20 protein-coding genes, 1 tRNA gene and 1 pseudogene are annotated in these 26,015 nt (G+C 72.3%); 16 read left to right on the top strand and 6 right to left on the bottom strand.

Annotated elements, in window-relative coordinates; translation table 11 throughout:
- Positions 1–182: 182 nt before the first annotated feature.
- Complete coding sequence (locus ACZ514_RS22185; RefSeq protein WP_468699438.1) at positions 183–1,688, bottom strand: potassium/proton antiporter; 1,506 nt, start codon at positions 1,686–1,688, stop codon at positions 183–185.
- Positions 1,689–1,924: 236 nt separating this feature from the next.
- Between ACZ514_RS22185 and ACZ514_RS22190 the strand changes: the two genes are divergently transcribed.
- On the top strand, positions 1,925–4,810 hold the full coding sequence (locus ACZ514_RS22190) for a penicillin acylase family protein (protein ID WP_469125460.1): 2,886 nt from the start codon (positions 1,925–1,927) through the stop codon (positions 4,808–4,810).
- A 107-nt stretch (positions 4,811–4,917) separates the two neighbouring features.
- On the opposite strand, the gene ACZ514_RS22195 is transcribed toward ACZ514_RS22190, so the two are convergent.
- Positions 4,918–5,544, bottom strand: coding sequence for a 5-formyltetrahydrofolate cyclo-ligase (locus ACZ514_RS22195; RefSeq protein WP_468699377.1), 627 nt, complete (start codon positions 5,542–5,544; stop codon positions 4,918–4,920).
- 94 nt (positions 5,545–5,638) lie between these two features.
- On the opposite strand from ACZ514_RS22195, the gene galU reads away from it, so the two are divergent.
- The 8 genes from galU (at position 5,639) to ACZ514_RS22235 (ending at position 12,491) form a co-directional block, all read left to right on the top strand.
- On the top strand, positions 5,639–6,541 hold the full coding sequence (gene galU, locus ACZ514_RS22200; protein WP_468167655.1) for a UTP--glucose-1-phosphate uridylyltransferase GalU: 903 nt from the start codon (positions 5,639–5,641) through the stop codon (positions 6,539–6,541).
- Between the two features lie 4 nt (positions 6,542–6,545).
- A complete protein-coding gene (gene glp, locus ACZ514_RS22205; RefSeq protein WP_469125461.1) occupies positions 6,546–7,889 on the top strand; it encodes a molybdotransferase-like divisome protein Glp in 1,344 nt (447 codons plus the stop codon).
- Positions 7,890–7,969: 80 nt separating this feature from the next.
- On the top strand, positions 7,970–8,449 hold the full coding sequence (moaC, locus tag ACZ514_RS22210; protein ID WP_469125462.1) for a cyclic pyranopterin monophosphate synthase MoaC: 480 nt from the start codon (positions 7,970–7,972) through the stop codon (positions 8,447–8,449).
- 32 nt (positions 8,450–8,481) lie between these two features.
- Positions 8,482–9,042: a MogA/MoaB family molybdenum cofactor biosynthesis protein gene (locus ACZ514_RS22215; RefSeq protein ID WP_468167913.1), complete on the top strand. Its 561-nt coding sequence runs from the start codon at positions 8,482–8,484 to the stop codon at positions 9,040–9,042.
- A gap of 17 nt (positions 9,043–9,059) precedes the next feature.
- Positions 9,060–9,677 carry a GNAT family N-acetyltransferase gene (locus ACZ514_RS22220; RefSeq protein WP_468167659.1) on the top strand — a complete coding sequence of 206 codons (618 nt, stop codon included), beginning with the start codon at positions 9,060–9,062 and terminating at the stop codon, positions 9,675–9,677.
- A gap of 154 nt (positions 9,678–9,831) precedes the next feature.
- A complete protein-coding gene (sepX, locus tag ACZ514_RS22225) occupies positions 9,832–10,851 on the top strand; it encodes a divisome protein SepX/GlpR (protein WP_469125463.1) in 1,020 nt (339 codons plus the stop codon).
- A 78-nt stretch (positions 10,852–10,929) separates the two neighbouring features.
- Positions 10,930–11,003, top strand: a tRNA-Ala gene (locus tag ACZ514_RS22230).
- Between the two features lie 147 nt (positions 11,004–11,150).
- Positions 11,151–12,491, top strand: a complete 1,341-nt coding sequence (locus tag ACZ514_RS22235) for a CoA transferase (RefSeq protein WP_469125464.1) — start codon at positions 11,151–11,153, stop codon at positions 12,489–12,491.
- Positions 12,492–12,519: 28 nt separating this feature from the next.
- Here the strand turns inward: ACZ514_RS22235 and ACZ514_RS22240 are convergent, their stop codons facing one another.
- Positions 12,520–13,023 carry a GNAT family N-acetyltransferase gene (locus ACZ514_RS22240; protein WP_468167665.1) on the bottom strand — a complete coding sequence of 168 codons (504 nt, stop codon included), beginning with the start codon at positions 13,021–13,023 and terminating at the stop codon, positions 12,520–12,522.
- A 38-nt stretch (positions 13,024–13,061) separates the two neighbouring features.
- Here ACZ514_RS22240 and ACZ514_RS22245 point away from each other — a divergent pair, with 38 nt between their 5' ends.
- Complete coding sequence (locus tag ACZ514_RS22245) at positions 13,062–13,865, top strand: exodeoxyribonuclease III (RefSeq protein WP_468167667.1); 804 nt, start codon at positions 13,062–13,064, stop codon at positions 13,863–13,865.
- Positions 13,866–14,020: 155 nt separating this feature from the next.
- Here ACZ514_RS22245 and ACZ514_RS22250 read toward each other — a convergent pair.
- Positions 14,021–14,704 (bottom strand): annotated as a pseudogene (locus tag ACZ514_RS22250) (MerR family transcriptional regulator); the annotation flags it as partial.
- Between the two features lie 183 nt (positions 14,705–14,887).
- On the opposite strand from ACZ514_RS22250, the gene ACZ514_RS22255 reads away from it, so the two are divergent.
- The 4 genes from ACZ514_RS22255 (at position 14,888) to ACZ514_RS22270 (ending at position 18,712) form a co-directional block, all read left to right on the top strand.
- Positions 14,888–16,513 (top strand): flavin-containing monooxygenase, encoded by a 1,626-nt coding sequence (locus tag ACZ514_RS22255; protein ID WP_469125533.1) that lies wholly within the window; start codon positions 14,888–14,890, stop codon positions 16,511–16,513.
- Positions 16,510–17,547 (top strand): alpha/beta fold hydrolase, encoded by a 1,038-nt coding sequence (locus ACZ514_RS22260; protein ID WP_469125465.1) that lies wholly within the window; start codon positions 16,510–16,512, stop codon positions 17,545–17,547. The genes ACZ514_RS22255 and ACZ514_RS22260 overlap by 4 nt, the downstream gene beginning before the upstream one ends.
- Complete coding sequence (locus ACZ514_RS22265; protein ID WP_469125466.1) at positions 17,544–18,428, top strand: SDR family oxidoreductase; 885 nt, start codon at positions 17,544–17,546, stop codon at positions 18,426–18,428. Before ACZ514_RS22260 ends, ACZ514_RS22265 begins: the two co-directional genes overlap by 4 nt.
- Before the next feature lie 77 nt (positions 18,429–18,505).
- Positions 18,506–18,712 (top strand): hypothetical protein, encoded by a 207-nt coding sequence (locus ACZ514_RS22270; RefSeq protein WP_468167675.1) that lies wholly within the window; start codon positions 18,506–18,508, stop codon positions 18,710–18,712.
- Between the two features lie 123 nt (positions 18,713–18,835).
- Here ACZ514_RS22270 and ACZ514_RS22275 read toward each other — a convergent pair whose 3' ends face one another.
- A complete protein-coding gene (locus ACZ514_RS22275; protein ID WP_468699383.1) occupies positions 18,836–22,099 on the bottom strand; it encodes a S41 family peptidase in 3,264 nt (1,087 codons plus the stop codon).
- 214 nt (positions 22,100–22,313) lie between these two features.
- Between ACZ514_RS22275 and ACZ514_RS22280 the strand changes: the two genes are divergently transcribed.
- A complete protein-coding gene (locus ACZ514_RS22280; RefSeq protein WP_468167917.1) occupies positions 22,314–22,892 on the top strand; it encodes a TetR/AcrR family transcriptional regulator in 579 nt (192 codons plus the stop codon).
- 185 nt (positions 22,893–23,077) lie between these two features.
- The gene (locus tag ACZ514_RS22285; protein ID WP_468167679.1) at positions 23,078–25,282 is read left to right on the top strand and encodes an MMPL family transporter; all 2,205 of its coding nucleotides are present in this window, start codon (positions 23,078–23,080) and stop codon (positions 25,280–25,282) included.
- A 138-nt stretch (positions 25,283–25,420) separates the two neighbouring features.
- Here the strand turns inward: ACZ514_RS22285 and ACZ514_RS22290 are convergent, their stop codons facing one another.
- The gene (locus tag ACZ514_RS22290) at positions 25,421–25,891 is read right to left on the bottom strand and encodes an SsgA family sporulation/cell division regulator (protein WP_469125467.1); all 471 of its coding nucleotides are present in this window, start codon (positions 25,889–25,891) and stop codon (positions 25,421–25,423) included.
- Positions 25,892–26,015 lie beyond the last annotated feature (124 nt).

The raw sequence follows: 26,015 nt of genomic DNA on the forward strand, positions 1-26,015 counted from the left end.
CTACCACGCCCTGTGATTACGGCGACAAGGTATGTCTTCACCTGCGATTAACTGGAACTTTGCATTCCGCGCCCACTGAAAGGGGTGTAAGTCCGGCCACGGGGCAGCGAAAATGGCCGAATTGGAACGCCGCTCTAACGAAAATCGGCCATCCGCGCGGTGTTCCCGCCCTCACTCACCACTCACAGTGACGTTCCGCCACCGGTTCCCAGCCACCCCGCCAGCTTGCCGCCGCGCGCCACCGCCCGCAGCCGCGCCTCCGCCGCGTCCCGCACCGGATCCGTGGCCACCACCAGCAGCTCGTCCCCGCGCCGCAGCACGGTCGTCGGCGACGGAACGAAGCTCTTCGCGTCCCGCACCACCAGCGTCACCGACGCCCCCGCCGGCAGCCGCAGCTCGCCGACCTCCACGCCGTGCATCCGCGAGGCGGCCGGGATGGCGAAGGACAGCAGGTGCCCGCGCAGCTTCTCCAGCGGCGCCGACTCGATCCCCAGGTCCGAGGCGCCCTCGTCGGTGTCGCCCAGGTTCAGCTTGCGCGCCAGCCACGGCAGGGTCGGCCCCTGCACCAGCGTGTAGACGACCACCAGCACGAACACGATGTTGAAGACCCGGTCACTGCCCTCGATCCCCGTCACCAGCGGGATCGTCGCCAGGATGATGGGTACGGCACCGCGCAGGCCGGCCCACGACATCAGGGCCTGCTCCTGCCAGGGGATCCGGAAGGGCAGCAGGCTGAGGAAGACCTCCAGCGGCCGCGCCACCATCGTCAGCACCAGTCCGATGATCACCGCGGGCCAGAAGTCGTGCACCAGCTCGTGCGGGGTCACCAGCAGACCCAGCAGCACGAACATGCCGATCTGCGCGATCCAGCCGAGCCCGTCCGCGAACCCGCGCGTGGCCGGCCAGTGCGGCAGCTTCGCGTTCCCCAGCACCATCGCCGCCAGGTACACCGCGAGGAACCCGGAGCCGTGCGCCATCGCACCGGCCGCGTACGCGGTCACGGCTATCGCCATCACCGCGATCGGGTAGAGGCCCGAGGCGGGCAGTGCCACGTGCCGCAGGCCGTACGCCCCCAGGAAGCCCACCGTCAGACCGATCGCGGCGCCGATCGCCAGCTCCAGCGCGATCTTGCCGAGCAGTACGTACCACTCGTCCACCGGGCCGACCGCCGCGAAGGCCACCACCAGGATGACGACCGGAGCGTCGTTGAAGCCGGACTCGGCCTCCAGTACACCCGTCACGCGCGCCGGCAGCGGAACCTTGCGCAGGACGGAGAAGACGGCCGCGGCGTCGGTCGAGGAGACGACCGCGCCGATCAGCAGCGCCTGGCGCCACTCCAGCCCGACCAGGTAGTACGCGCCCGCCGCCGTCACGCCCACGCTGACCGCGACACCGAGCAGCGACAGGACCACCGCCGCCGGCAACGCCGGTCTGATCTCTTTCCACTTGGTGCCCAGACCGCCCTCGGCGAGGATGACGACGAGCGCCGCGTAGCCGATGACCTGCGTCAGCTCGGCGTTGTCGAAGACGACGTTGCCGATGCCGTCCTGGCCTATCGCGACGCCTATGCCGAGGTAGATGAGCAGGCTGGGGAGGCCGCTGCGTGAGGAGACGCGCACCGCCGCGACGGCGACGAGCAGCACGAGCGAACAGACCAGCAGGAGCTCATTGAGCGTGTGGACAGTCAGCGGGCGGCCCTTTCCTCAGAGCGTGCCTGGTGGATCGTTCCTCCGGCGGCGCATGCGGCAAGTACTTCGTTACCTTACCTAATCTTTGACGCGCTCTTTACGCGATACCCACATTGTGAAACGCCCGATGCCGCCTGTCCTACGGACCTCGACCCCTGGCGGATCAACGAAGGCGGTCCTGCGCCTATGGTTGCTCCCAGCAATCCCAGGACCACCCTGCCCCTCTAAGGACAGCGATGCCCGCCAATGAATCCGGACCTTCCGTCAAGAAGAAGGGACGACGCGCACGCATGCTCGTGCTCGTCATGGTCCTGGCGCTCTTGGCGGGCCTCGGCTACGGCGCGTACTGGAGCGTGGACACCGTGCGCGCCTCCTTCCCGCAGACGACCGGCTCCCTCAAGGTCCCAGGCCTGACCGGGACCGTCGAAGTGAAGCGCGACGAGCACGGAATTCCGCAGCTCTACGCCGACCACGACGAGGACCTCTTCCGCGCGCAGGGCTTCGTGCACGCGCAGGACCGGTTCTGGGAGATGGACGTACGCCGTCACATGACCTCCGGCCGGCTCTCGGAGATGTTCGGCTCCGGACAGGTCGAGACCGACGCCTTCCTGCGCACCCTCGGCTGGCGCCACGTCGCGCAGGAGGAGTACGACAAGAAGCTCTCCGCGGAGACGAAGAAGTACCTCCAGGCCTACGCCGACGGGGTCAACGCGTACCTGAAGGGGAAGGCCGGCAAGGACCTCTCCGTCGAGCACGCCGCGCTCAAGCTGACCGACGGCTACAAGCCGGCGCAGTGGACGCCGGTGGACTCGGTGGCCTGGCTCAAGGCGATGGCCTGGGACCTGCGCGGCAACATGCAGGACGAGATCGACCGCTCGCTGATGACGAACAAGCTCTCGCAGGCGCAGATCGACGAGCTCTACCCGCCGTACCCGTTCGACCGGAACAAGCCGGTCGTCGAGGGCGGCACCGTCGCGGGCGGCAAGTACGCGCCCCAGGGCACCCCCGGCGCCGGCTCGACCGGCACCGGCAGGGGTACCGGCACCGGCACCGGCACCGGCACGGGATCCACGCCGGGCACCGGCACGGCCTCCGGCACCGGCTCGCAGACCACTCCCAACGGCGGCACCGGCACCCCCACCGGCCTCGCCGACAACGCCACCGCCCAGGGCGCGACCGTCGGCCTGCGCACGCAGCTCGGCGCCCTCGCCAAGACCCTGGACGAGATCCCGGCCATCCTCGGCCCCAACGGCAGCGGCATCGGATCGAACTCCTGGGTCATCTCCGGCCAGCACACGACCACCGGCAAGCCGCTCCTCGCGAACGACCCGCACCTGTCCCCGCAGCTGCCCTCGGTCTGGTACCAGATGGGCCTGCACTGCCGCGCCGTCTCGCCGCAGTGCCAGTACGACGTGGCCGGCTACACCTTCTCCGGCATGCCCGGCGTGGTCATCGGCCACAACGCCGACATCGCCTGGGGCATGACGAACCTCGGCGCCGACGTGACCGACCTCTACCTGGAGCAGGTCCGTCCCGAGGGCTACGTCTACGACAACAAGGTCGTCCCCTTCACCACCCGTGAAGAGGAGATCAAGGTCGCGGGCGGCAAGAGCAAGAAGATCACCGTCCGCACCACCAACAACGGACCGCTGATCTCCGACCGCAGCGACGAACTCGAGACCGTCGGCTCCCGCGCGCCCGTCCCCAGCTCGGCCCCCGACCGCGGCAACGGCTACGCCGTCGCCCTGCGCTGGACCGCCCTGGACCCGGGCAAGTCGATGGACGCCGTGTTCAAGCTCGACCGGGCCAAGGACTTCAACAGCTTCCGCGCCGCGGCGGCCGACTTCGAGGTCCCCTCGCAGAACCTGATCTACGCCGACAACAAGGGTGCGAACGGCAACATCGGCTACCAGGCCCCGGGCCGCATCCCGATCCGCAACCAGGGTGACGGCCGCCTGCCGGCGCCCGGCTGGGACCCCAAGTACGCATGGAAGGGCGGCCGGGACGGCAACGCCGGCTACATCCCCCAGAACGAGATGCCCTGGGAGCTCAACCCGGCGCGCGGCTACATCGTCACCGCCAACCAGGCCGTCACCGAGTCCGGCACCGGCGCCGGCAAGTACCCGTACGTGCTGACCACGGACTGGGGCTACGGCGCCCGGAGCCAGCGGATCAACGACCTCATCGAGGCGAAGACCAAGGACAACGGCAAGATCTCCACCGACGACATGCGGACCATGCAGATGGACAACAGCAGCGAGATCGCCGCGCTGCTGACCCCGATGCTGGCCAAGATCCCGGTCTCGGACCCGGACGTGCGTTCGGCGCAGAAGCTGCTCGAGGGCTGGAACTACACGCAGGAGCCCGACTCCGCGGCGGCCGCGTACTTCAACGCGGTCTGGCGCAACATCCTCAAGCTGGCCTTCGGCGACAAGATGCCGCAGGAGCTGCGGGTCGAGGGCAGCTGCATGAACGTCAGCGAGGAGAGCACCGGCCCGAACGACGACCTCACCAAGACGGTCCGCGAATGCGGTACGCGCGGCCCGGACTCGGCGCAGCCGGACGGCGGCGACCGCTGGTTCGAGGTGGTCCGCCGGCTGGTCAAGGACGAGAAGTCGCCGTGGTGGCGGGCCACCCCGAAGACCGTCCACGACAAGCCGATCAAGACCCGGGACGAGCTCTTCGCGCGGGCCATGGAAGACGCCCGCTGGGAGCTGACGGCCAAGCTCGGCAAGGACCAGTCGACCTGGAGCTGGGGCCGGCTGCACCAGCTGACGCTGAAGAACCAGACGATCGGCAAGGAGGGCCCGGGCTTCATGCAGTGGGTCCTCAACCGCGGTCCCTGGAACCTGGGCGGCGGCGAGGCCACCGTCAACGCCACCGGCTGGAACGCCTCCAGCGGCTACGACGTCACCTGGGTGCCGTCGATGCGGATGATCGTGAACCTCGGCGACCTGGACAAGTCCCGCTGGATCAACCTGACGGGCGCCTCGGGCCACGCGTACAACGGCACGTACACGGACCAGACGGCCCTGTGGGCCAAGGGTGAACTGCTGGAGTGGTCCTTCGGGAAGGACGCCGTCGACAAGTCGACAGTGGACACCCTGACGCTCAAGCCGTGATCGCGAGACGGGCGCGGGGCGGGCGTGGCGTCCGGCCGGCGGGGCGGCTCCTCCGCTGACCGTCTCGTCCGCTGACCGGCCGACGGGCTGACCGGCTTATGGGCTGATCACGCGGTGAAGCGCACGACCCCCGACGGGGTGGCCACCGCCTGCACGGGGTGGTCGTGCGGTTCCTCCGGGACCCGCGCGACCACCTCTTCGTCGTACAGGAGCACCACCAGCGCGGGATGCGCGCCGGCGCGCTCCAGGCGCGCGAGCACCCGGTCGTACGAGCCCCCGCCGCGACCGAGCCGCATCCCGCGCCCGTCCACCGCGAGCCCGGGCAGCAGCACGGCGTCGGCGCCGGTCACGGCGTCCGGGCCGAGCGGGGCGCCGGAGGGCTCCAGCAGCCGCATCCTGCCCGGGTGCGCGGCTTCGGCGAGGCTGTCCGGGCCCTCGTACGCGGCCCAGTCCAGGTCGTTGTCGGGCAGCAGCAGGGGCAGCAGCACCCGCTTGCCGGCCGCCCGCAGCGCGTCGAGCAGCTCGCGGGTGCCCGGTTCCGCGCCGACGGAGACGTACGCCGCGACCGTGCGCGCGCCGGCCAGTTCCGGCAGGGTGAGCGCGGAACGGGACAGCGCGCGGGCCGCCGCCTCGCGGGCTCCGGCCGGCAGGGCGCGGCGGGCGGAGAGGAGTTCCCGGCGCAGGGATGCCTTTTCGGGTACGACCGGGTGGTTTCCGGGCGAGTTCTGTACCACGGTCTCGTCACAATTCCTTTCACATATGAATCAAGTCGGGCATATTCACCAGAACCGCGCTGGGCGCGCAGTGTGACCCACTATCGTTCTGCCCATGATTCAGTCGCACCCAGTGATCAAGAAGGCCGTTATCCCGGCTGCGGGGCTCGGCACTCGGTTCCTTCCGGCGACCAAGGCGACCCCGAAGGAAATGCTCCCGGTCGTGGACAAGCCGGCGATCCAGTACGTCGTCGAGGAGGCCGTCTCGGCCGGCCTGGACGACGTCCTCATGATCACAGGCCGTAACAAGCGGCCCCTCGAGGACCACTTCGACCGGAACTACGAACTCGAGTCGGCTCTGATCGCCAAGGGTGACGACGACCGGCTGAAGAAGGTGCAGGAGTCCAGCGACCTGGCCACCATGCACTACGTCCGCCAGGGCGACCCGCGCGGTCTCGGCCACGCCGTCCTGTGCGCCGAGCCGCACGTCGGCAACGAGCCCTTCGCCGTCCTCCTCGGCGACGACCTGATCGACCCGCGCGACCCGCTCCTGCGCCAGATGGTCGACGTCCACGCCGCCACCGGCGGCACCGTCATCGCGCTGATGGAGGTCGACCCCGCCAACGTGCACCTCTACGGCTGCGCCGCCGTCGAGCCGACCGGCGAGGACGGCGTCGTCCGGGTCACCGGACTCGTCGAGAAGCCGGAGCCGTCCGAGGCGCCCAGCAACTACGCGGTCATCGGACGCTATGTCCTCCACCCCGCGATCTTCGGCATACTGCGGGAGACCGAGCCGGGCCGCGGTGGGGAGATCCAGCTCACCGACGCCCTGCAGAAGCTGGCCGCCGACGACAGCGTGGGCGGCCCGGTGCACGGTGTGGTCTTCCGGGGCCGCCGCTACGACACCGGGGACCGGGGTGACTACCTGCGGGCCATCGTCCGACTCGCGTGCGAACGTGAGGACCTGGGCCCGGAGTTCCGCACCTGGCTTCACCGTTACGTCACGGAGGAGATGTAGCACCTTGAGCAGTTCCGCACCGCAGGACGCCGGCCAGCACCGTCTGTGGTCGGTGGACGAGCACCTCGCGGACGTCCTCGCCGCCGTCCGGCCGCTGGAGCCCATCGAGCTCCAGCTGCTGGACGCCCAGGGCTGTGTCCTGGTCGAGGACGTCACCGTGCCCGTCGCCCTGCCGCCCTTCGACAACAGCTCCATGGACGGGTACGCCGTCCGCACGGCCGACGTCCAGGGTGCGAGCGAGGAGTTCCCCGCGGTGCTCGCCGTCATCGGCGACGTGGCGGCGGGCAGCGGCGAGCTGCCCACCGTCGGCCCCGGTCAGGCCGCCCGCATCATGACCGGTGCCCCGCTGCCGCCCGGCGCGGAAGCCGTCGTACCGGTCGAGTGGACCGACGGAGGCACGGGCGGCTCCGCCGCCTCCGGGATGACCCCGGCCAGTGCCGCGCCCGAGGGCGCGGAGGGCGAGGTACGCGTCCACCGCGCGGCCGAGGCGCGGGCGCACGTGCGTCCGCGCGGAAGCGACGTACAGGCCGGCGACCTGGCGCTGGCCGCGGGCACCGTCCTCGGCCCGCCGCAGATCGCCCTGCTGGCGGCGATCGGCCGGGGCAACGTACGGGTCCGGCCGCGCCCGCGCGTGGTCGTCCTGTCCACCGGCAGCGAGCTGGTCCAGCCGGGCGAGGCGCTGGCCCCCGGGACGATCTACGACTCCAACAGCTTCGCGCTGGCCGCCGCCGCGCGTGACGCCGGCGCCATCGCCTACCGCGTCGGCGCGGTCGCCGACGACGCCGACACCCTGCGCTCCACCATCGAGGACCAGCTGATCCGGGCCGACCTGATCGTCACCACCGGCGGGGTCAGCGTCGGCGCGTACGACGTGGTGAAGGAGGCCCTGACCGCCACCGGGTCCGGCGCCGACGGCGAGCCCTCGGGCGGCGGTGTCGACTTCCGCAAGCTCGCCATGCAGCCCGGCAAGCCGCAGGGCTTCGGCACGGTCGGCCCCGACCACACCCCGCTGCTGGCGCTGCCCGGCAACCCGGTGTCCTCGTACGTCTCCTTCGAGCTGTTCGCGCGCCCCGCCATCCGGGCGCTCATGGGCCTGCCGAAGTCCGAGGTCTCCCGGCCCGGTGTGCGCGCCGTACTGAAGGCCGAGGAGCCGCTCGGCTCCCCGGCGGCCCGCCGCCAGTTCCTGCGCGGCAAGTACGACGCCGCGGCCGGGACGGTCGCCCCGGTCGGCGGGTCCGGCTCGCACCTGATCGCCGCGCTGGCGCACGCCGACGCGCTGATCGTCGTACCGGAGGACGTCACCTCCGTGGAGCCCGGGGCCGAGCTGGAAGTGATCCTGCTCGGCTGAGCGGCGCCCGGTGCGGGTAGCGTGTTGCATCACACAGGCCCCAGGCTCCAGGGGGCCCGGAGCGGGAGCGGCACGCAGACATGAGTACGCAGAGCAGGCTGACGCACATCGACGAGGCCGGCGCGGCCCGGATGGTCGACGTCTCCGAGAAGGACGTCACCACCAGGACGGCGCGCGCCAGCGGACGCGTCCTCGTCTCGCCGCGGGTGATCGAGCTGCTGCGCGGCGAGGGCGTGCCGAAGGGTGACGCCCTCGCCACCGCCCGGATCGCCGGGATCATGGGGGCCAAGAAGACCCCGGACCTGATCCCGCTCTGCCACCCGCTGGCGGTGTCCGGGGTGAAGGTGGACCTGAAGGTCGCCGACGACGCCATCGAGATCCTCGCCACCGTCAGGACCACCGACCGTACGGGCGTCGAGATGGAGGCGCTGACGGCGGTCGCCGTCGCCGGCCTGACCGTGATCGACATGGTGAAGGCCGTCGACAAGGGCGCGGTCATCACCGACGTCCGGGTGGAGGAGAAGACCGGCGGGAAGTCCGGCGACTGGAGCCGCGCGTGACGCCCCCGCGCGGTGGCGAGGTGCACAGCCACGTGCCGGCGGAGACCGGCGGGGCCCCGTCGGCGGGGCGGCCCGCCGACGGGGCGCCCGTGGGGCGGGCCCTCGTCGTCACCGCCTCGAACCGCGCCTCCCAGGGCGTGTACGCCGACAAGGGCGGCCCGCTGCTGGCCGCGGCGCTGGAGAAGCTCGGCTTCACGGTGGACGGCCCGCGCGTGGTCCCGGACGGCGACCCCGTGGAGCGGGCCCTGCGCGAGGGCGTGGCCGCCGGCTACGACGTCATCCTGACCACCGGCGGCACCGGCATCTCGCCGACCGACCGCACCCCGGACGCCACCGGCCGGGTGCTGGACTACGAGATCCCCGGCATCCCGCAGGCCATCCGTGCGGAGGGCCTGGCCAAGGTGCCCACCGCCGCCCTGTCGCGGGGCCTGGCGGGCGTGGCCGGGCGCACGCTGATCGTGAACCTGCCCGGTTCCACGGGCGGGGTGAAGGACGGCCTCGCGGTGCTGTCGCGGATTCTGCCCCACGCCGTCGACCAGATCCGGGGCGGCGACCATCCCAGGCCTGACGCGGCGGCCGGGAGCCCGAGCTGAACGGCCCCACCTGGCCGGTGGTGCTGACGGACGGCGATGTCACGCTCCGGCCGATAAAGCTGCGGGACCAGCGCGCCTGGCGCGAGGTCAACCAGCGCAACCGGGACTGGCTGCGGCCGTGGGAGGCGACGATCCCGCCGCCCACGCCGTGGGGGCCGGTGATCCACCGGCCGACGTACCGGCAGATGGTCCGCCACCTGCGGGCGGAGGCCCAGGCGGGCCGGATGCTGCCCTTCGTCATCGAGTACCGGGGGCGGCTGGTCGGCCAGCTGACGGTCGCCGGGATCACCTGGGGCTCGATGTGCGCCGCCCATGTGGGCTACTGGGTGGACCGGGACGTGGCCGGCCGCGGGGTGATGCCGACGGCGGTCGCGCTCGCGGTGGACCACTGCTTCCAGAAGGTCGGGCTGCACCGGATCGAGGTGTGCATCCGCCCCGAGAACGGGCCCAGCCGCCGCGTCGTGGAGAAGCTCGGGTTCCGTGAGGAGGGGCTGCGGCCGCGTTATCTCCATATCGACGGGGCGTGGCGCGACCACCTGGTGTTCGCGCTCACCGCGGAGGAGGTTCCGCAGGGGCTGCTGCGCCGCTGGCACCGGACGCGCAAGCGGGAAAGTCCCCCGTCGGCGTCCGCGTAAAACACGTAATCGCAAAAGCGTTCGAATTTGTGCCCGGCTCGCCCATAACCTGATCCGAAGAATCACAAAAAAAGTCGGTGATATCAGCCGGATCGTGCGACACACCGGCCCAATTGGCTGATCCCCTCGGCCGCGCCCCTCTACGGTGTGAGGTGTGAGCAGCAGCGGCCTCATCTACGCAGTCATCGTCGGGGCCTGGGCCGCCTACTTGGTGCCCATGTGGCTCCGGAGGCAGGACGAGCTGAACGAAGCGCGTCCGACGGAACGCTTCTCCACCGCCATCCGGCTGCTTTCCGGCCGGGCGGGAATGGAGCGCCGTTACGCCAAGGGCCTGCGTGAGCGCGGTGAGGATCAGGCTGAGGCCCAGCCCCACGCGGACCCGGAAGCGGCGACGGAAACGGTGAATTCCGTGGACGCCGACGCCCGGGCCGTCGCCGTACCCCCGACCAGGGTCGAACTGAGGTCGGCCGAGGCCGAGCGGGCCCGCCGCCAGCAGCGCCTCCAGGTACTCGCACGCCGCAGGCGCACCACCGCGCTCCTGTTCCTCGCCTTCAGCGGCGGCGCGGTCGTCGCCGCCGTCGGCGGTATCCGGTACCTGTGGGCCCCGGCCGTGCCGGCCCTGCTGCTGAGCGCCTACATCGTGCACCTGCGGGTCCAGGAGCGACGGCGTTACGAGTTCACGATGGACCGCCGCCGAGCCGAGGCGGCCGCCCGCAGCCTCCGTGAGGACCGCACCCAGCGCCACCGCGAGCAGCCCGAACCCCCGGCCGGCACCGAACCGGACCCCGCGCCGCCGGTCTCCCCGCAGGAGGCCGGGCGGCGCGCGCTCGTCGAGCAGACCGACCACGCCGAGTGGGTGGACCAGCAGCGCGAGCGCGAGCGCGGCCCGGCGCGCGGCGACAGCTGGGAGCCGGTACCGGTCCCGTTGCCGACGTACGTGACGGCCCCGGTCGCCCCCCGCGCCACCGGCCCGGTCAACCCGGACGGCTGGAGCGCGGCCCGCTCCAGCGCCGCCGAGCCGACCGACCCCCGGCTGCGCGCCCAGCCGTCCGCCCCCAAACCGGACCCGGCCCCGCAGCCCGCCCCGCCCCGTCCGCGCGGCCGCGACCTGGGCCGCACCCCGCTCTTCGACCAGTACGAGAGCGACGACCGCCCCCGCGCCGCCAACGAGTGACGGGTGACCTGCGCGGACCCTCCGGACAACGCGTTTTGGAGCACCCGCGCGGGGATGCTAATGTTTCACACGTCGCAAGGGCCTGTGGCGCAGTCTGGTAGCGCACCTCGTTCGCATCGAGGGGGTCTGGGGTTCAAATCCCCACAGGTCCACAAACGACAGTTCCTGAGTAGCTCTCAGGAATCGTCTCGAGATCCCGTTCCGCCGAAAGGCGGGGCGGGATTTCGGCGTTTTCGGGGGAGGGCTTCCGGCGGCTCAGCGGACCAGGTCCGCGGGAGGGGTGCCGGGACAATGGGGGCATGGTGGATGCGGACGGGGCCGTCGCGCAGGCGTGGGAAGCGCTCGGCGGGGACGGGGAATTGGCCGGGCGGGTGCGTTTCCGGGGGCGGGGCGGGCTGGAGGGGCCGCTGCCGGTGCGGGAATTGGCGCGGGCCTGCGTGGGGGTGTGCGGGCTGGCGGCGGCCGAACTGGCCGCCGTGCGGGCCGGGGGCACGGCGCTCGACGCGGCTCCGGTCGTGGTGGACGAAGGGGCCGTGGCCACGGCGTTCGTCAGCGAGCGGCACCTGCGGGTGGAGGGCCGGGCGCCGGTGAGCTTCGCGCCGCTGTCGGGGTTCTGGCGGGCGGCCGACGGGTGGGTGCGGACCCACGCCAACTACCCGCACCACGAGGCGGCCCTGGTGCGGGCGCTCGGCGTGCCCGGGACCCCCGAGGCGGTGCGGGAGGCGCTCGCGGGGCGGAGCGCGACGGAGGCGCAGGAGGCGGTGTACGCGGAGGGCGGACTCGCCGTCGCGGTCGCGCGGGAGTACGGGGAGCCGCAGCCGCTGGTCGAGTGGGTACGGGGGCCCGGGCGCGGCCGGGTGCCGGGGCCGGCCGGGCCGCCCGCGTCCGGGGTGCGGGTGCTGGACCTGACCCGGGTGATCGCGGGGCCCGTCGCGACGCGGACGCTGGGGCTGCTGGGCGCCGACGTGCTGCGGATCGACTCCCCGGGGCTGCCCGAGGCGGACGACGCGTACGCGGACACCGGCTTCGGGAAGCGCTCCGCGCTGCTGGACCTCGCGGCCGCGGCGGACCGGGCCGTGCTGGACCGGCTCCTCGAGACGGCCGACGTGGTGGTGACGGGGTACCGGCCGGGGGCGCTGGAGCGGTTCGGGCTGGGCGCGCGCGAGCTGCTGGAGCGCCGGCCGGGGCTCGTGGTGGCCGAATTGTGCGCGTGGGGGTGGCACGGGGCGTGGGCGGGCCGGCGGGGCTTCGACTCGCTGGTGCAGGCCGGGTACGGGATCGCCGCGCGGTGCGCCGGGGAGGACGGTGCCCCGGGGGTCCTGCCGGCGCAGGCCCTGGACCACGGCACCGGGTACCTGGTGGCCGCGGGTGTGCTGCGGGCGCTGGCGGAGGGCGGCGGCCGCGCGCTGCGGTTCTCGCTGGCGGGGACGGCGTCGTGGCTGGTGCGGGAGGTTCCCGCCGCGGAGGCGGGGTCCGGGGCGGGGACGGGAGCGCCGGTGCCGGGCCGTTCGGCGGAGCCGTGGCTGCGCGAGGCGGATTCCGGCTACGGGAGGCTGCGGTACGCGGCGAGCCCGTTCGGGGACTGGGGGCGGGGACCGTCCCGGTGGGGTGCGGACGAAGCGGCCTGGCTGCGCCGCTGACCCGCCGGTACGGCCCCGCGGGAGCGGGTCAGGAGCCGGCGGCCGGCAGCGGCTTCGTCATGCAGCGGCTGGACTCGTAGAAGCGGTAGTAGCCGAACTTCTCGGACATGCCGTAGCCCGACGAGAGGTAGAGGGAGATGGCCTCCGGCTGCTGGTCGCCGGTCTCCAGGACCATGCGGCTGCGGCCCGCCGCCAGGGCGTCGGCCTCCAGCTCCGCCAGGATGCGGCGGGCCAGTCCCAGGCCGCGCGCCCGCGGGACCACGTACATGCGCTTGATCTCGGCGTCGCCGTCCGAGTAGCCCTCCTCGTTCTTGTCCTGGCTGCGCCAGGCTCCGCTGGCCACCGGGGCGCCCGAGGCGTCGTACGCGATCAGGTAGAGGCCGTGGGGCGGGACGAACATCGCCGGGTCGAGGAAGGTGGCGTCGCCCTCGCCGTCGTAGCGCTGCCGGTACTCCACCTGGACCTGGGCGTCGAGCTCCGCCGCGTCCGGGTGGTCGTACGGCACGGCGCGGATGTTTATACCGTGAGACATTCGAATATCGTACGGATCCCTCCCGCTAGGGTGCAGGGATGCTCACCGTGACCACCGTGAATGTGAATGGGATCCGCGCCGCCGCGAAGAAGGGCTTCGTGGAGTGGCTCGCCGGATCCGACGCCGACGTCGTGTGCCTGCAGGAGGTGCGCGCCGAGGAAGCGCAGATTCCGGCGGAGGCCAGGGAGCCCGAGGGCTGGCACACCGTGTTCGCGCCGGCGGCCGTCAAGGGGCGGGCCGGCGTCGCCCTGTACACGCGGCGGGTACCCGAACGGGTGAGGGTGGGCTTCGGCAGCGACGAGTTCGACGCGAGCGGGCGGTACGTGGAGGTCGACCTGCCCGGCGTCACCGTCGCCAGCCTGTACCTGCCCTCCGGGGAGGCCGGCACCGCGAAGCAGGACGAGAAGTACCGGTTCATGGAGGAGTTCGCCGGCTACCTCCGGACGCTGAGGGCGCGCGCCGCCGCCGACGGGCGGGAGGTCGTGGTGTGCGGGGACTGGAACATCTGCCACCGCGAGGCCGACCTCAAGAACTGGAAGACCAACCGCAAGAACGCGGGCTTCCTGCCCGAGGAGCGGGAGTGGCTGGGGAAGGTGTACGCGGAGGCCGGGTACGTCGACGTCGTGCGCGAGCTGCATCCGGAGACGGACGGGCCGTACTCGTGGTGGTCCTACCGGGGCCGGGCCTTCGACAACGACGCCGGCTGGCGCATCGACCTCCAGGTCGCGAGCCCGGGGCTGGCCGCGAAGGCCGTGAAGGCCTTCGTCGAGCGTGCCGAGACGCATCCGGAGCGCTGGTCGGACCACGCGCCGGTGACGGTGGTCTACGAGCTTGGCGTCTGAGGAATCTGGGGACTCTCGGGACTCTGAGGTTCCTGGGGCACCTGAGGTGCGGGAGGCGTCTGGAGTACGGGGGGCGTCTGGGGTACTTCGGGTGCGTGGGCTGCCTGAGGTGTCTCGGCTGCCTGGGCTGCCTGGGCTGCCTCGGCTGCCTCGGCTGCCGGAGGGGGCTGCTGGTGCAGGCGGTCCATCACCATCGTCAGCTCCGCCTCGACCACGCTCTTCGCCAGCGGGCGCAGCCGTCCGAGGGCGTCCTGCCCGATGTGGGCGGAGATCAGCTCGGTGAACAGCTCCGCCAGCGCGTCGGCGTGCTCGCGCACCCGGCGGCCCGTCTCCAGCACCGCCGACAGCGGTACGCCCTCGCGGACCAGCGCCGAGGAGACGTCCAGCAGGCGCCGGCTGACGTGCACGATCTCCTCGCCGTCGGTGGCGAGGTACCCGAGGTCGAGGGAGGCCGCCAGGTTCTCCGGGGTGACCTCGCCCTCGAAGTAGTCGGCCAGGGCCTCGGGCGAGAGCCTGACCGGGGTCTCCTCGGACCAGCCGATGCCGAGCAGCTCGCCGAGCTGGCCGACGTCGCGGCCCTTCTCGAAGGCGGCGGTCAGTTCGGCGATGCCGCCGAGGGTGTGGCCGCGTTCCAGCAGGGCGGCGATGGTGCGCAGCCGGGCCAGGTGCTGGTCGTCGTACCAGGCGATGCGGCCCTCGCGGCGCGGCGGCGGGAGCAGCTTGCGCTCGCGGTAGAAGCGCAGGGTGCGCACCGGGATGCCGGCCGCCTCGGCCAGTTCCTCCGTCCGGTACTCGCGCTCCACGCCGGGTTCCGCCTCTCTCGTCGCCGGTCTCTCCACACGCGCAGCCTAGGGGTTGTCCCGCGGACCGGTCCCGCGGGTCCGGCCGCGCACCGCCCGCGGGGCAGCGCCGCGCCGTACTCCGGGTAACTTTCCCGGCGCGACCCCTACCCATGGGTACGGGGCTGCTCTACTCTCCCGATTGTGCCAGTGATTGCTGGCAACGTTGCGGTTCGGATGGCGATGCGGAAGGCGGCGGGCATGGGCGGCAAAGGCAGGACGGCCGGCGGGAGCGGGCGTGAGCACGTACGCGTGGCGGTGATCGGGTCCGGTTTCGGCGGGCTCGGCGCGGCCGTGCGGCTGCGGCGGGAGGGGATCACCGACTTCGTCGTACTGGAACGGGCCGACTCCGTCGGCGGCACCTGGCGCGACAACAGCTACCCGGGGTGCGCCTGCGACGTGCCCTCCCACCTGTACTCCTTCTCGTTCGCGCCCAACCCGGACTGGCCGCGGACCTTCTCCGGGCAGCCCGCCATCCGCGCCTACCTGGAGCACGTCGCCGACACGTTCGGGCTGCGCCGGCACATCCGGCTCGGCCACGAGGTCCTGATGATGCGCTGGGACGCGCAGGAGCTGCGCTGGGACATCGAGACCTCGGCGGGCGCGCTGACCGCCGACGTCGTGGTGTCGGCGACCGGACCGCTGTCCGACCCGAAGACGCCCGAGGTCCCCGGGCTCGCCGAGTTCCCGGGCAAGGTCTTCCACTCCGCGCGCTGGGACCACGACTACGACCTGAGCGGCAAGCGGGTCGCGATGATCGGTACGGGCGCCTCCGCGATCCAGATCGTGCCCGCCATCGCCCCCCGGACGGCCCGCCTGACGCTCTTCCAGCGCACCCCGCCGTGGGTCCTGCCGCGCACCGACCGCGCCATCAGCACCGCCGAGCGCTGGCTGCACCGGCAGTTGCCCTTCACCCAGGCGGCCCGCCGCGGGCTGCTGTGGGGCATCCGCGAGATCCAGGTCAGCGCCTTCACCAAGCGGCCGAACCAGCTCGGGCTGATCGAATCCCTCGCCAAGGCCAACATGGCGCGCTCCATCAAGGACCCGGCGCTGCGGGCCAGGCTCACGCCCTCCTACCGGATCGGGTGCAAGCGGATCCTGCTCTCCAGCGAGTACTACCCGGCGCTGGCGCGGCCCGACGTGGACGTGGTCGCCTCCGGGCTCAAGGAGATCAGGGGCTCGGTGCTCGTCGCCGACGACGGGACCGAGACCGAGGTGGACGCGATCGTCTTCGGCACCGGCTTCCACGTCACGGACATGCCGATCGCCGACCGGGTGGTCGGGGCCGACGGGCAGACCCTCGCGGACGCGTGGAAGGACGGGATGCAGGCGCTGCGCGGGGCGACCGCGGCCGGCTTCCCCAACTGGATGACGATCATCGGACCGAACACCGGCCTCGGCAACAGTTCGATGATCCTGATGATCGAGTCCCAGCTGAACTACATGGCGGACTACCTGCGCCAGCTCTCCCTCCTCGAGGGGAGCGGCCCGGGCGGGCGCACCGCGCTCGCGGCCCGCCCGTCCGCCGTCAACCAGTGGAACCGGCGCGTCCAGGCGCGGATGGAGCGGACGGTGTGGAACACCGGCGGCTGCACCAGCTGGTACCTGGATTCCCAGGGCCGCAACACCACGGTCTGGCCGGGGACGACGGGGGAGTTCCGGCGGGAGACGCGCACGGTCGACCTGTCCGAGTACGAGGTCGTGCGCGTACGCGTGCCCGAGCGCGGCCGCGCCGCAGCCGCCACGGCTCCCGCCGCCACGGCTCCCGCCTCCGCGGCGGCCGCCCCGGCGGCGGAGGGTGCCGCGTGAGCCGGCCCGGGCACGTCACCACCGGCCGGTACGCGCCCCCGGCCGCCGCCCGCGAACTGGTCGCCGTATCCGCCGACGGGGCCCGGCTGCACGTGGAGGTGCACGGGGAGGAAGGGGCTCCGGCGGTCGTGCTCGCCCACGGCTGGACCTGCTCCACCGCCTTCTGGGCGGCACAGATCCACGACCTGGCCCGCGACCACCGGGTCATCGCCTACGACCAGCGCGGCCACGGCCGCAGCCCGGCGGCCGGCCCGGCGGCCACCGGCTACAGCACCACCGCCCTCGCCGACGACCTGGCCGCCGTGCTGAAGGCAGCCCTCGCCCCGGGGGAACGGGCCGTGATCGCCGGGCACTCCATGGGCGGCATGACCGTCATGGCCGCCGCCGGCCGCCCCGAGTTCACGGAGCACGCCGCGGCCGCCCTGCTGTGCAGCACCGGCAGCTCGCGGCTGGTCGCCGAGGCGACCGTGCTGCCCCTGCGCGCCGGGCGTGCGAGGACCCGCGCGACCCGCGCGGTGCTCGCCTCGCGCGCCCCGCTCGGACCCGTCACGCCCGTCGCCCGCGCCGTGCTCAAGTACGCGACCATGGGTGCCGGCTCGGCGCCCGACCGGGTGGAGGCCTGCGCCCGCATCGTGCACGCCTGCCCGGCGGCGGTGCGCCACGCCTGGTCCGCGGTGCTGGCGGGGCTGGACCTGGACGCCGGACTGGTCCGGCTCACCGTACCGACCGCCGTCATCGCCGGCCGGGACGACCGGCTCACCCCGGTGGCCCACGCCCGGCGGCTCGCGGCGGCGCTGCCGCACTGCGTGGGCCTCACCGAACTGACCGGCATGGGGCACATGACCCCCGTCGAGGCACCCGAGGCCGTCACCGCCGCCCTGCGGGAGCTGACGGGCCGGTACCTCGCCGCGGACGCTTGCGGTCACCCCGCCGCGGACGCTCCCGGTCACCCCGGCGCGCCCGCTCCCGGTCACCTCGGCACCGTCCCCGGTCCGTCCGCCGCATCCGACGCAGAGAAGGAGAAGACCGCGTGAACGCTCGCAGGAGTCTGGAAGGCCAGGTCGCCGTCGTCACCGGCGCCGCCCGCGGGGTCGGCGAGCTGCTCGCCCGCAAGCTGTCCGCGCGCGGGGCCAAGGTGGCCCTGGTCGGGCTGGAGCCGGAGGCGCTCAAGGAGGTCTCCGAACGGCTGCACACCGACAGCGGCCACTGGCACGCCGACGTCACCGACCACGAGGCCATGGCCCGGGTCGCGCGGGAGGTCAAGGAGCGCTTCGGAAAAGTCGACATCGTCGTCGCCAACGCCGGCGTCGCCGCCGGCGGACCGTTCGGGGACTCCGACCCCGCGGCCTGGCGCCGTGTCATCGAGGTCAACCTGATCGGCGGTGCCGTCACCGCCCGCGCCTTCCTGCCCGTACTCATGGAGAGCCGCGGCTACTTCCTCCAGATCGCCTCGCTCGCCGCGATCACCCCGGCGCCGATGATGACGGCGTACTGCGCCTCCAAATCCGGCGTCGAGGCCTTCGCGCACAGCCTGCGCGCCGAAGTCGGCTACAAGGGCGTCAGGGTGGGGGTCGGCTACCTCTCCTGGACCGACACCGACATGGTGCGCGGCGCCGACCAGGACGAGGTCATGCGCGAGCTGCGCCGGCGGCTGCCGTGGCCCGCGAACCGCACCTATCCGCTGGGTCCGGCGGTCGAGCGGATCGTGGCCGGTATCGAACGCCGTTCGGCGCACGTGTACGCGCAGTGGTGGCTCCGCGGGATGCAGGGGGTCCGCGGTTACCTGCCGGCGGTCATCGCGGCGGCCGGCGTGCGGGAGATGAGGCGTGTCGGACCGAGGCTCGGCGAGGTCACCACGGGGCTCGTCGGGGCCGGCGGGGCGGCCGACGAACAGGAGCGCTCCCGGCGCCGCTGATCGAAATGCGTGGTTTGTCACGTCGTGTCAGTCTGGTCGAGGCCCCACCACCGACACCCCGTACGGAGTGAAGAAGCATGGGTATCAAGGACCAGTTCCAGGACAAGGCGAACGAGATCAAGGACCGGGCAGAGAAGGCCGGGCAGGGCGCGAAGGACGAGATGGCCGAGCGCACCGCCAAGGCCAAGCAGAAGAAGGACATGGGCTCGAGCGCGAGGTCGAAGCCGCAGTCGCAGACGCAGTCGTTCGACGACCTCAGGGACGAGCTCGACGACCGGACCTGAACCGCCGGAACTGAACCACTGAACCACTGAACCACCCCGCACGTCGCCGAGGGGCGTGATCCGGACTCCGGATCACGCCCCTTCGGCGTGCCGCGTGCGCCGCCCGCGCCCGCTCCCGCCGCCCTACTCCCGCGGCGGCAGCTTCGGGCGCCGGCGGTCCGGTACGTCGGTGTAGCCGGGCGGCACGGCGGCCGGGTCCTGCTCCAGCAGCTCCAGCGCCAGGTGCACGGCGTCGTCCAGCTGCGCGTGCCGCCCCTCCGCCCAGTCGAGCGGGGTGCGCAGGATCGCCAGGTCCGGCTCCACGCCGTGGTTCTCCACCGACCAGCCGTACTCCGGGAACCAGGCGGCGTTCATCGGGACCGTGATCACCGTCCCGTCTCCCAGCGTGTGCCGGCCGGTCATCCCGACGACCCCGCCCCAGGTGCGCTGGCCCACCACCGGGCCGAGACCCAGCAGTTTGAACGCGGCGGTGATCATGTCCCCGTCGGAGGAGGTCGCCTCGTCGGCCAGGGCCACGATCGGCCCGCGGGGCGCGTTGGACGCGTACGAGACGGGCTGCGCGTTGCGCGTCAGGTCCCAGCCGAGGATCGATCGGGTGAGCTTCTCCACCACCAGTTCGCTGATGTGCCCGCCCGCGTTGCCGCGTACGTCCACGATCAGGGCGGGCCGGGACATCTCCATGCGCAGGTCGCGGTTGAACTGCGCCCAGCCCGAACCGCCCATGTCGGGGATGTGCAGGTAGCCGCAGCGTCCGCCGCTGACTTCGCGGACCACCGCGCGGCGTTTGGACACCCAGTCCTGGTAGCGCAGCGGCCGCTCGTCGATGAGCGGTACGACCGCGACCCGCCGGGCCCGGCCCTCGCCCTCGGCGGGCTGGAAGGTGAGCTCGACGGTGGTGCCGCCGGCCGCCGACAGCAGTGGATAGGGCCCGGCGACCGGGTCCACGGGGCGGCCGTCGACGTGGGTGAGGACCGCGCCCTCGCGGATGCCGGTGCCCGCGAGCGGGGAGCGGGCCTTGGAGTCGGAGGACTCGCCGGGCAGGATCCGCTTGACCACCCAGCCCTCCGGCCGGTGCACGAAGTTGGCGCCGAGCAGCCCGATGGCCCGCTGGTAGTGGGGCGGCCCCTCGTTGCGGCGGGCGGGGGAGACGTACGCGTGCGAGGTGCCGAGTTCGCCGAGCACCTCGCGCAGCAGGTCGGCGAACTCGTCGGGCGAGGCCACCCGTTCGACGAGGGGGCGGTACTGGCGCAGTACGCCGTCCCAGTCGATTCCGCACATCTTCGGTTCCCAGAAGTAGGCCGGGATGATGCGGCCGGCCTCCTCGAAGGCCTGGCGCCATTCGGCCGCCGGGTCGACCTCGTGCAGGATGCGCCGCAGGTCGAGGTAGACGGTGGAGTCGCCGTCACCCGACTCGGTCGCGGGGACGGCGCGCAGGTCGCCGTCGTCGTAGAGGACGAGGCGGGTGCCGTCGCCGCTGGCCGCGAACCAGTCCAGGCCGGAGGCCAGTTCGCTCTTGCGGGCCTTGGTCATGTCGAAGTGCTCCAGTGTGGGCTTGCCGCTGGTGTCGGCCGGGTTGGCGAAGGTCTCGCCGAGCGCGCCCGAGATGGGCCAGCGCAGCCAGACCAGTCCGCCGCCGTGCACCGGGTGCAGGGCCGAGTACTTCGACGCGGAGACGGGGAAGGGCGTGACGCGGTTCTCGAGGCCCTCGACCTCCACCGTGACGGTGCCGTCGCCCTCGCCGGACTCGCCCTCGACCGGATCGAGCCCGCCGGCCGCGGGCCGTCCGTCGGGGGAGAAGGCGAAGGGGGACGGGGTGGCGGAGGAGAGCGGCACCAGGTAGGGGCGGCAGCCCAGCGGGAAGGACAGGTCGCCGGTGTGCACGTCGTACACCGGGTCGAAGCCGCGCCAGGACAGGAAGGCGAGGTAACGGCCGTCCCGCGTGAAGACCGGGTTCTCGTCCTCGAAGCGGCCGTTGGTGACGTCGACGACCGCGCGTGCTCCGGGGCCGGAGATTTTCGCCATCTTGATCTGCCGCAGGGAGCGTCCGATGCCCGGGTGCGACCAGGTCAGCCAGCAGCCGTCGGGGGAGAAGGCGAGGTCGGTGACGGGCCCGTTGATGGACCGGATGAGTTCGGTGACCTCCCCGTTGGACTCCTCCGTGGCGTCGAGCAGCAGCAGCCGCCCGTCGTGGGAGGCGATGGCGAGCCGCTCCCCGTCGGGGTCGGAGACGAGCTCCGTGACGCGGCCCAGCTCGCCCGAGGCCAGCCGGCGCGGCTCGCGGTCGCCGGAGGCGCGCGGGAGGTAGGCGATCTCGATCGCGTCCTCGCCCTCGGCGTCGGTGACGTACGCGACCTGCCCGCTGCTGCCGAGCATCTCGGGCAGCCGTACCCGTACGCCCGGGGTGTCGGCGATGGTGCGGGCCGGCCCGTCGCGGTGGGTGAGCCAGTACAGGCTGCCGCGCACGACGACGGCGCTGGCCCGTCCGGTGGTGTCCACGGACAGCGAGTCGACGTTGCTGGCGGCCGGCACCTGGTACGTACGCCGCCCCGCGCGCGGGCCGCCGAGCCGGACCGGCAGCTTGCGAGGGAAGGCCCCCTCGGCGAGGGAGTCGACGAGCCAGATGTCGCCCGCGCACTGGTAGACCACGCGGGAACCGTCGCTGGAGGCGTGCCGGGCGTAGAACTCGTCGTGGTCGGTGTGGCGGCGCAGTCCGGTGCCGTCGGGCAGGCAGGAGTAGAGGTTGCCGACGCCCTCGTGGTCGGAGAGGAAGGCGATCCTGCCGTCCACGAACATCGGTGCTTCGAGGTGGCCCTCGAGGTCCTCCAGCAGCCGCTGCCCGTGCAGCCACAGCCGGCCGGTGGCGCCGCCCCGGTAACGCTTCCAGGCGGCGGGTTCGTGCGGGGGCTTGCCGGTCAGCAGCAGGCTGCGGTGCTCGCCGTCGACGTCGAGGACCTGGATGTCGGAGACCGGGCCCCAGGGGAGGCGGCCGCCCGGGCTGCCGTCGGTGGGCAGTTTGTAGGCCCAGGAGTAGTAGGAGAAGGGCTGTCCGTGCGAGGAGACGGCCAGGACGTTGCCGTCCGGGTCCCAGCCGCAGACCCGGGTGTCGGTGGAGCCCCAGTGGGTGAGCCGGCGGGCCGGGCCGCCGTCGACGGGGGCGAGGTGGATCTCGGGGTCGAGGCTGCGCCAGGTGGTGAAGGCGATGTGCCGTCCGTCCGGGGAGAAGCGCGGGTGCCCGACCCGGGTGCGGTCCACGGTGAGGCGCCAGGCCCGGCCGGGGGTCTGGCCGTCGGGGACCAGCGGGGCGATCCAGAGGTCGTCCTCGGTAGCGAAACACAGCAGGTCGTCGTGGAGGTGCGGGAAGCGGAGGTACGCGACGTCGTGACTCACCCCCCAATGCTTTCCGCGCCAGGGGGGCGCGGCAACTCGTACAGGTGACGCGGTCGCCACCCGTGCGGGTGAGGTGCGGAGTGACCCACGCCACGCCTCCAGCGAAACGGAACGGTTTCGTTTCGTTAGGCCGGGGAGGTAGTCTCTGAGGAGTACGGAACCGTTTCGTTCGGAGGTGGACGCGATGAAGGCAGGTTGCCGGGTGGGCGACGTGATGTCGGCCCGGCGCAGCCGGATCACCCCCGAACGGGAGGCCGAACTCCACGGGGCGGTCCTCGACCTCCTGCGCGAGGTCGGCTACGAGGCGTTGACCATGGACGCGGTCGCCGCCCGTACGAAGTCCAGCAAGGCCACCCTCTACCGCCAGTGGGGGAGCAAGCCGGAGCTGGTCGCCAAGGCCCTGCGGTGCACCCAGCCGGTCTCCCTCCGGGAGATCGACACGGGCAGCCTGCGCGGGGACTTCGCGAAGATGGTCGAGTGCTCCGACGACGCGCAGATGGCCAAGGACACCGCGCTGATGCGGGGTCTGGCCCATGCCGTCCACGAGAGTCCGGAGCTGCACCGGGCACTGCGCGACCTGCTGGTCGACCCGGAGATCAACGGTCTCCACGCGATGCTCCGGCGCGCCGTGGAGCGGGGTGAGGTCCGGCCGGACTGTCCGGCGCTGGACTTCGTACCGCACATGCTCATCGGGGCGTTCATCGCCCTCCCGCTGATCGAGGACCGGTCCGTCGACCGGACCTTCCTCGGCCGGTTCATCGACGCCGTGGTCTTCCCCGCCCTCGGCGTCTGACGTCCCGCCCGGGTACTTGGCCCGGGGCCGGCTCCCCGGCCCCACGGCTCCGCAAGTACAGCTCCACAGAAGTACAGAACGTCCTTCCTGCTGCTCCTGACACGCCGCTCTCGTCGTCGGGCCGGCTTTCCACGCCCAGATCCGTCCCGGATCCATCCCACGACCTGAATCGGGAGAACCACGACGTGGCTACCTTCCTCTACCGGCTCGGGCGCGGTGCCTTCAGGCGCCGCGGCCTGGTCGCCCTCATATGGGTGGCGCTGCTCGTCGCCGCGGGCTTCGGCGCCGCGACGGCCCCCGCGCCCACCTCCGGCTCGTTCTCCATACCCGGCACGGAGGCCCAGAAGGCCTTCGACCTGCTGGACGAGAAGTTCCCGGGCATGTCCGCCGACGGCGCGACCGCCCGCATCGTCGTCAAGGCCCCGGCGGGCGCCAAGGTCACCGATCCGGCTCCCAAGGCCGAGGTCGAGAAGCTGATCTCCGGCCTGAAGAGCGGCGCCGGCGCCGCCCAGATCGCCACCGTCGACGACCCGTACCAGACGAAGGCGGTGAGCCAGGACGGCTCCACCACCTACGTCAGCGTGAAGTACAAGGTCAGCGGGATGGAGCTGAAGGACGACACCCGGGAGGCCCTGAAGGACTCCGGGCACGCCGCCCAGAAGGCCGGTCTCCAGGTGGAGATCGGTGGCGACGCGCTGATGGAGGCCCCCGAAACGGGCTCCGGCGAGGCCATCGGCATCCTGATCGCCGGGATCGTCCTCGTCATCACCTTCGGCTCGCTGATCGCGGCCGGCCTGCCGCTGCTGACGGCGCTGATCGGCGTCGGCATCGGCGTCTCCTCGATCACCGCGCTCGCCAGCGTCCTCGACCTCGGCTCCACCACCTCCACCCTGGCGATGATGATCGGCCTCGCGGTCGGCATCGACTACGCGCTCTTCATCGTCTCCCGCTACCGCGTGGAGCTCGCCGAGGGCCGTGAGCGCGACGAGGCCGCCGGCCGCGCCGCCGGAACCGCCGGCTCCGCCGTGGTGTTCGCCGGTCTGACCGTGGTCATCGCCCTCGTGGGCCTGGCCGTCGTCAACATCCCGATGCTGACGAAGATGGGTGTCGCCGCCGCCGGGACGGTGGTCATCGCGGTACTGGTCGCCCTGACGCTGGTCCCGGCGATCCTGGGCTTCGCGGGCAGGAAGGTGCTCCCGGCGGGCCAGAAGAGCAAGCTGTTCGGCAAGGGCCGTCCGGCCGGCGCCGAACCCAAGGCCAACGGCGGCACCCGCTGGGCCCGCTTCGTGCTGCGCCGCCCCGTCGTGGTGCTGCTGGCCGGTGTGATCGGCCTCGGCGTCATCGCGATCCCGGCGAGCAAGCTGGAGATGGGCCTGCCGGACGACGGCTCCAAGCCGGTCTCCACCAGCCAGCGCAAGGCGTACGACATGCTGTCCGAGGGCTTCGGCCCCGGTTTCAACGGCCCGCTGATGGTGGTCGTCGACGGTGACAAGGCGCTGGCCGACCGCACCGCCGAACGGATCAAGGGCCTGGACGGGGTGGCGGCGGTGATGCCCCCGCTCCAGAACGAGGCCAAGGACGCCGCGATCGTCAGCGTGATCCCGAAGGACCGGCCCTCCTCCGCCGAGACCGAGGACCTGGTCCACTCGATCCGCGAGGGCAACGGCAAGGACGTGCTCGTCAGCGGTCAGACCGCGATGAACATCGACTTCTCGCAGAAGATGAACGACGCGCTGCTGCCCTACCTGGCACTCGTCGTCGGCCTCGCCTTCCTGCTGCTGATGCTGGTCTTCCGCTCGATCCTGGTCCCGCTCAAGGCGGCCCTCGGCTTCCTGCTGTCGGTCGTCGCGGCCCTCGGCGCGGTCGTCGCGGTCTTCCAGTGGGGCTGGCTGGGCTCGCTCTTCGGCGTGGAGCAGACCGGCCCGATCATGTCGATGATGCCGATCTTCATGGTGGGTGTCGTCTTCGGACTGGCGATGGACTACGAGGTCTTCCTGGTCACCCGCATGCGCGAGGCGTACGTCCACGGCGAGCGCCCGGGGCAGGCCGTGGTGACCGGCTTCCAGTACAGCGCCCGGGTGGTGGTGGCCGCCGCGGTCATCATGATCGCCGTCTTCTCCGGCTTCCTCGGCGCGAACGACTCGATGGTGAAGATGATCGGCTTCGGCCTGGCCGTGGCCGTCCTCTTCGACGCCTTCGTGGTCCGCATGGCCATCGTTCCGGCGGTGCTGGCGCTGCTGGGCCACAAGGCCTGGTGGCTGCCGCAGTGGCTCGACCGGATCCTGCCCGACGTGGACGTGGAGGGCGAGAGCCTGCGCAGGCACCTCGGCGAGTCGGGAGCCGGCTCGCCGGGCGACCCCGACAAGCGGCGCGAGCTGGTCGACGCCTGACGGGCGCCCGGGCCGGCCCGGCTCCAACGCCGGGCCCGGCCGGGTCAACCGGTGGCGTCAACTTCGGGCCCGGAAACCCACACCCGCAGAACGCCGGCCCCGCATCTGGAACCCAGGTGCGGGGCCGGTGGCGTTCGGTTACGCCGTCCGGGCGGTGGCGTACGTGCGGCGCAGGAAGCGGCGCAGTGCGGCGCTGTCGAACTGGAGGACCGCGACGCCCTCCGGCGAATGGAACTCGACCACCACCTGTACGCGCCCGCACGGCCAGACGCGTACGTCCCCGGTCCCGGAGGGGGCGAGCAGGCCGGTCTCCAGGAGGGCGAGGGGGAAGACCCACTCGTTGTCGGTGTCCTCGGGGGACAGCTCGGCCGGGAAGACCACGCGCACGGCCAGCGGCTCCGCGGCGGTGAAGCGGAGGGCCACGGGAATGGCCCGGTAGAGGGGGTCGTCGGTGATCACGCGGGCCCGCACCCGCTCCTCGACGGCGGTGCCGGCCGCGGTCGCGGTGGCCCGGGCGGTCGCCGTCTTGGTGACCGTCGCGGTCGTGGTGGAGGCGGCGCCCGCGGTCGAGCCGGAGCGTGCTGGTGGATTCTCGGCGGTGGCTGACATCGACAAGACTCCTTGAAATCGGAACATTTGCGTCCGTTTGTCCGTCAAGCCTCGCACATTCCCACGAAAGCGCACGGATCCATTTGTGACCTGGCTGCTCTTGCCAACCATTTGCAACTGGGCA

Source organism: Streptomyces sp. NPDC034086 (genome assembly GCF_055575515.1).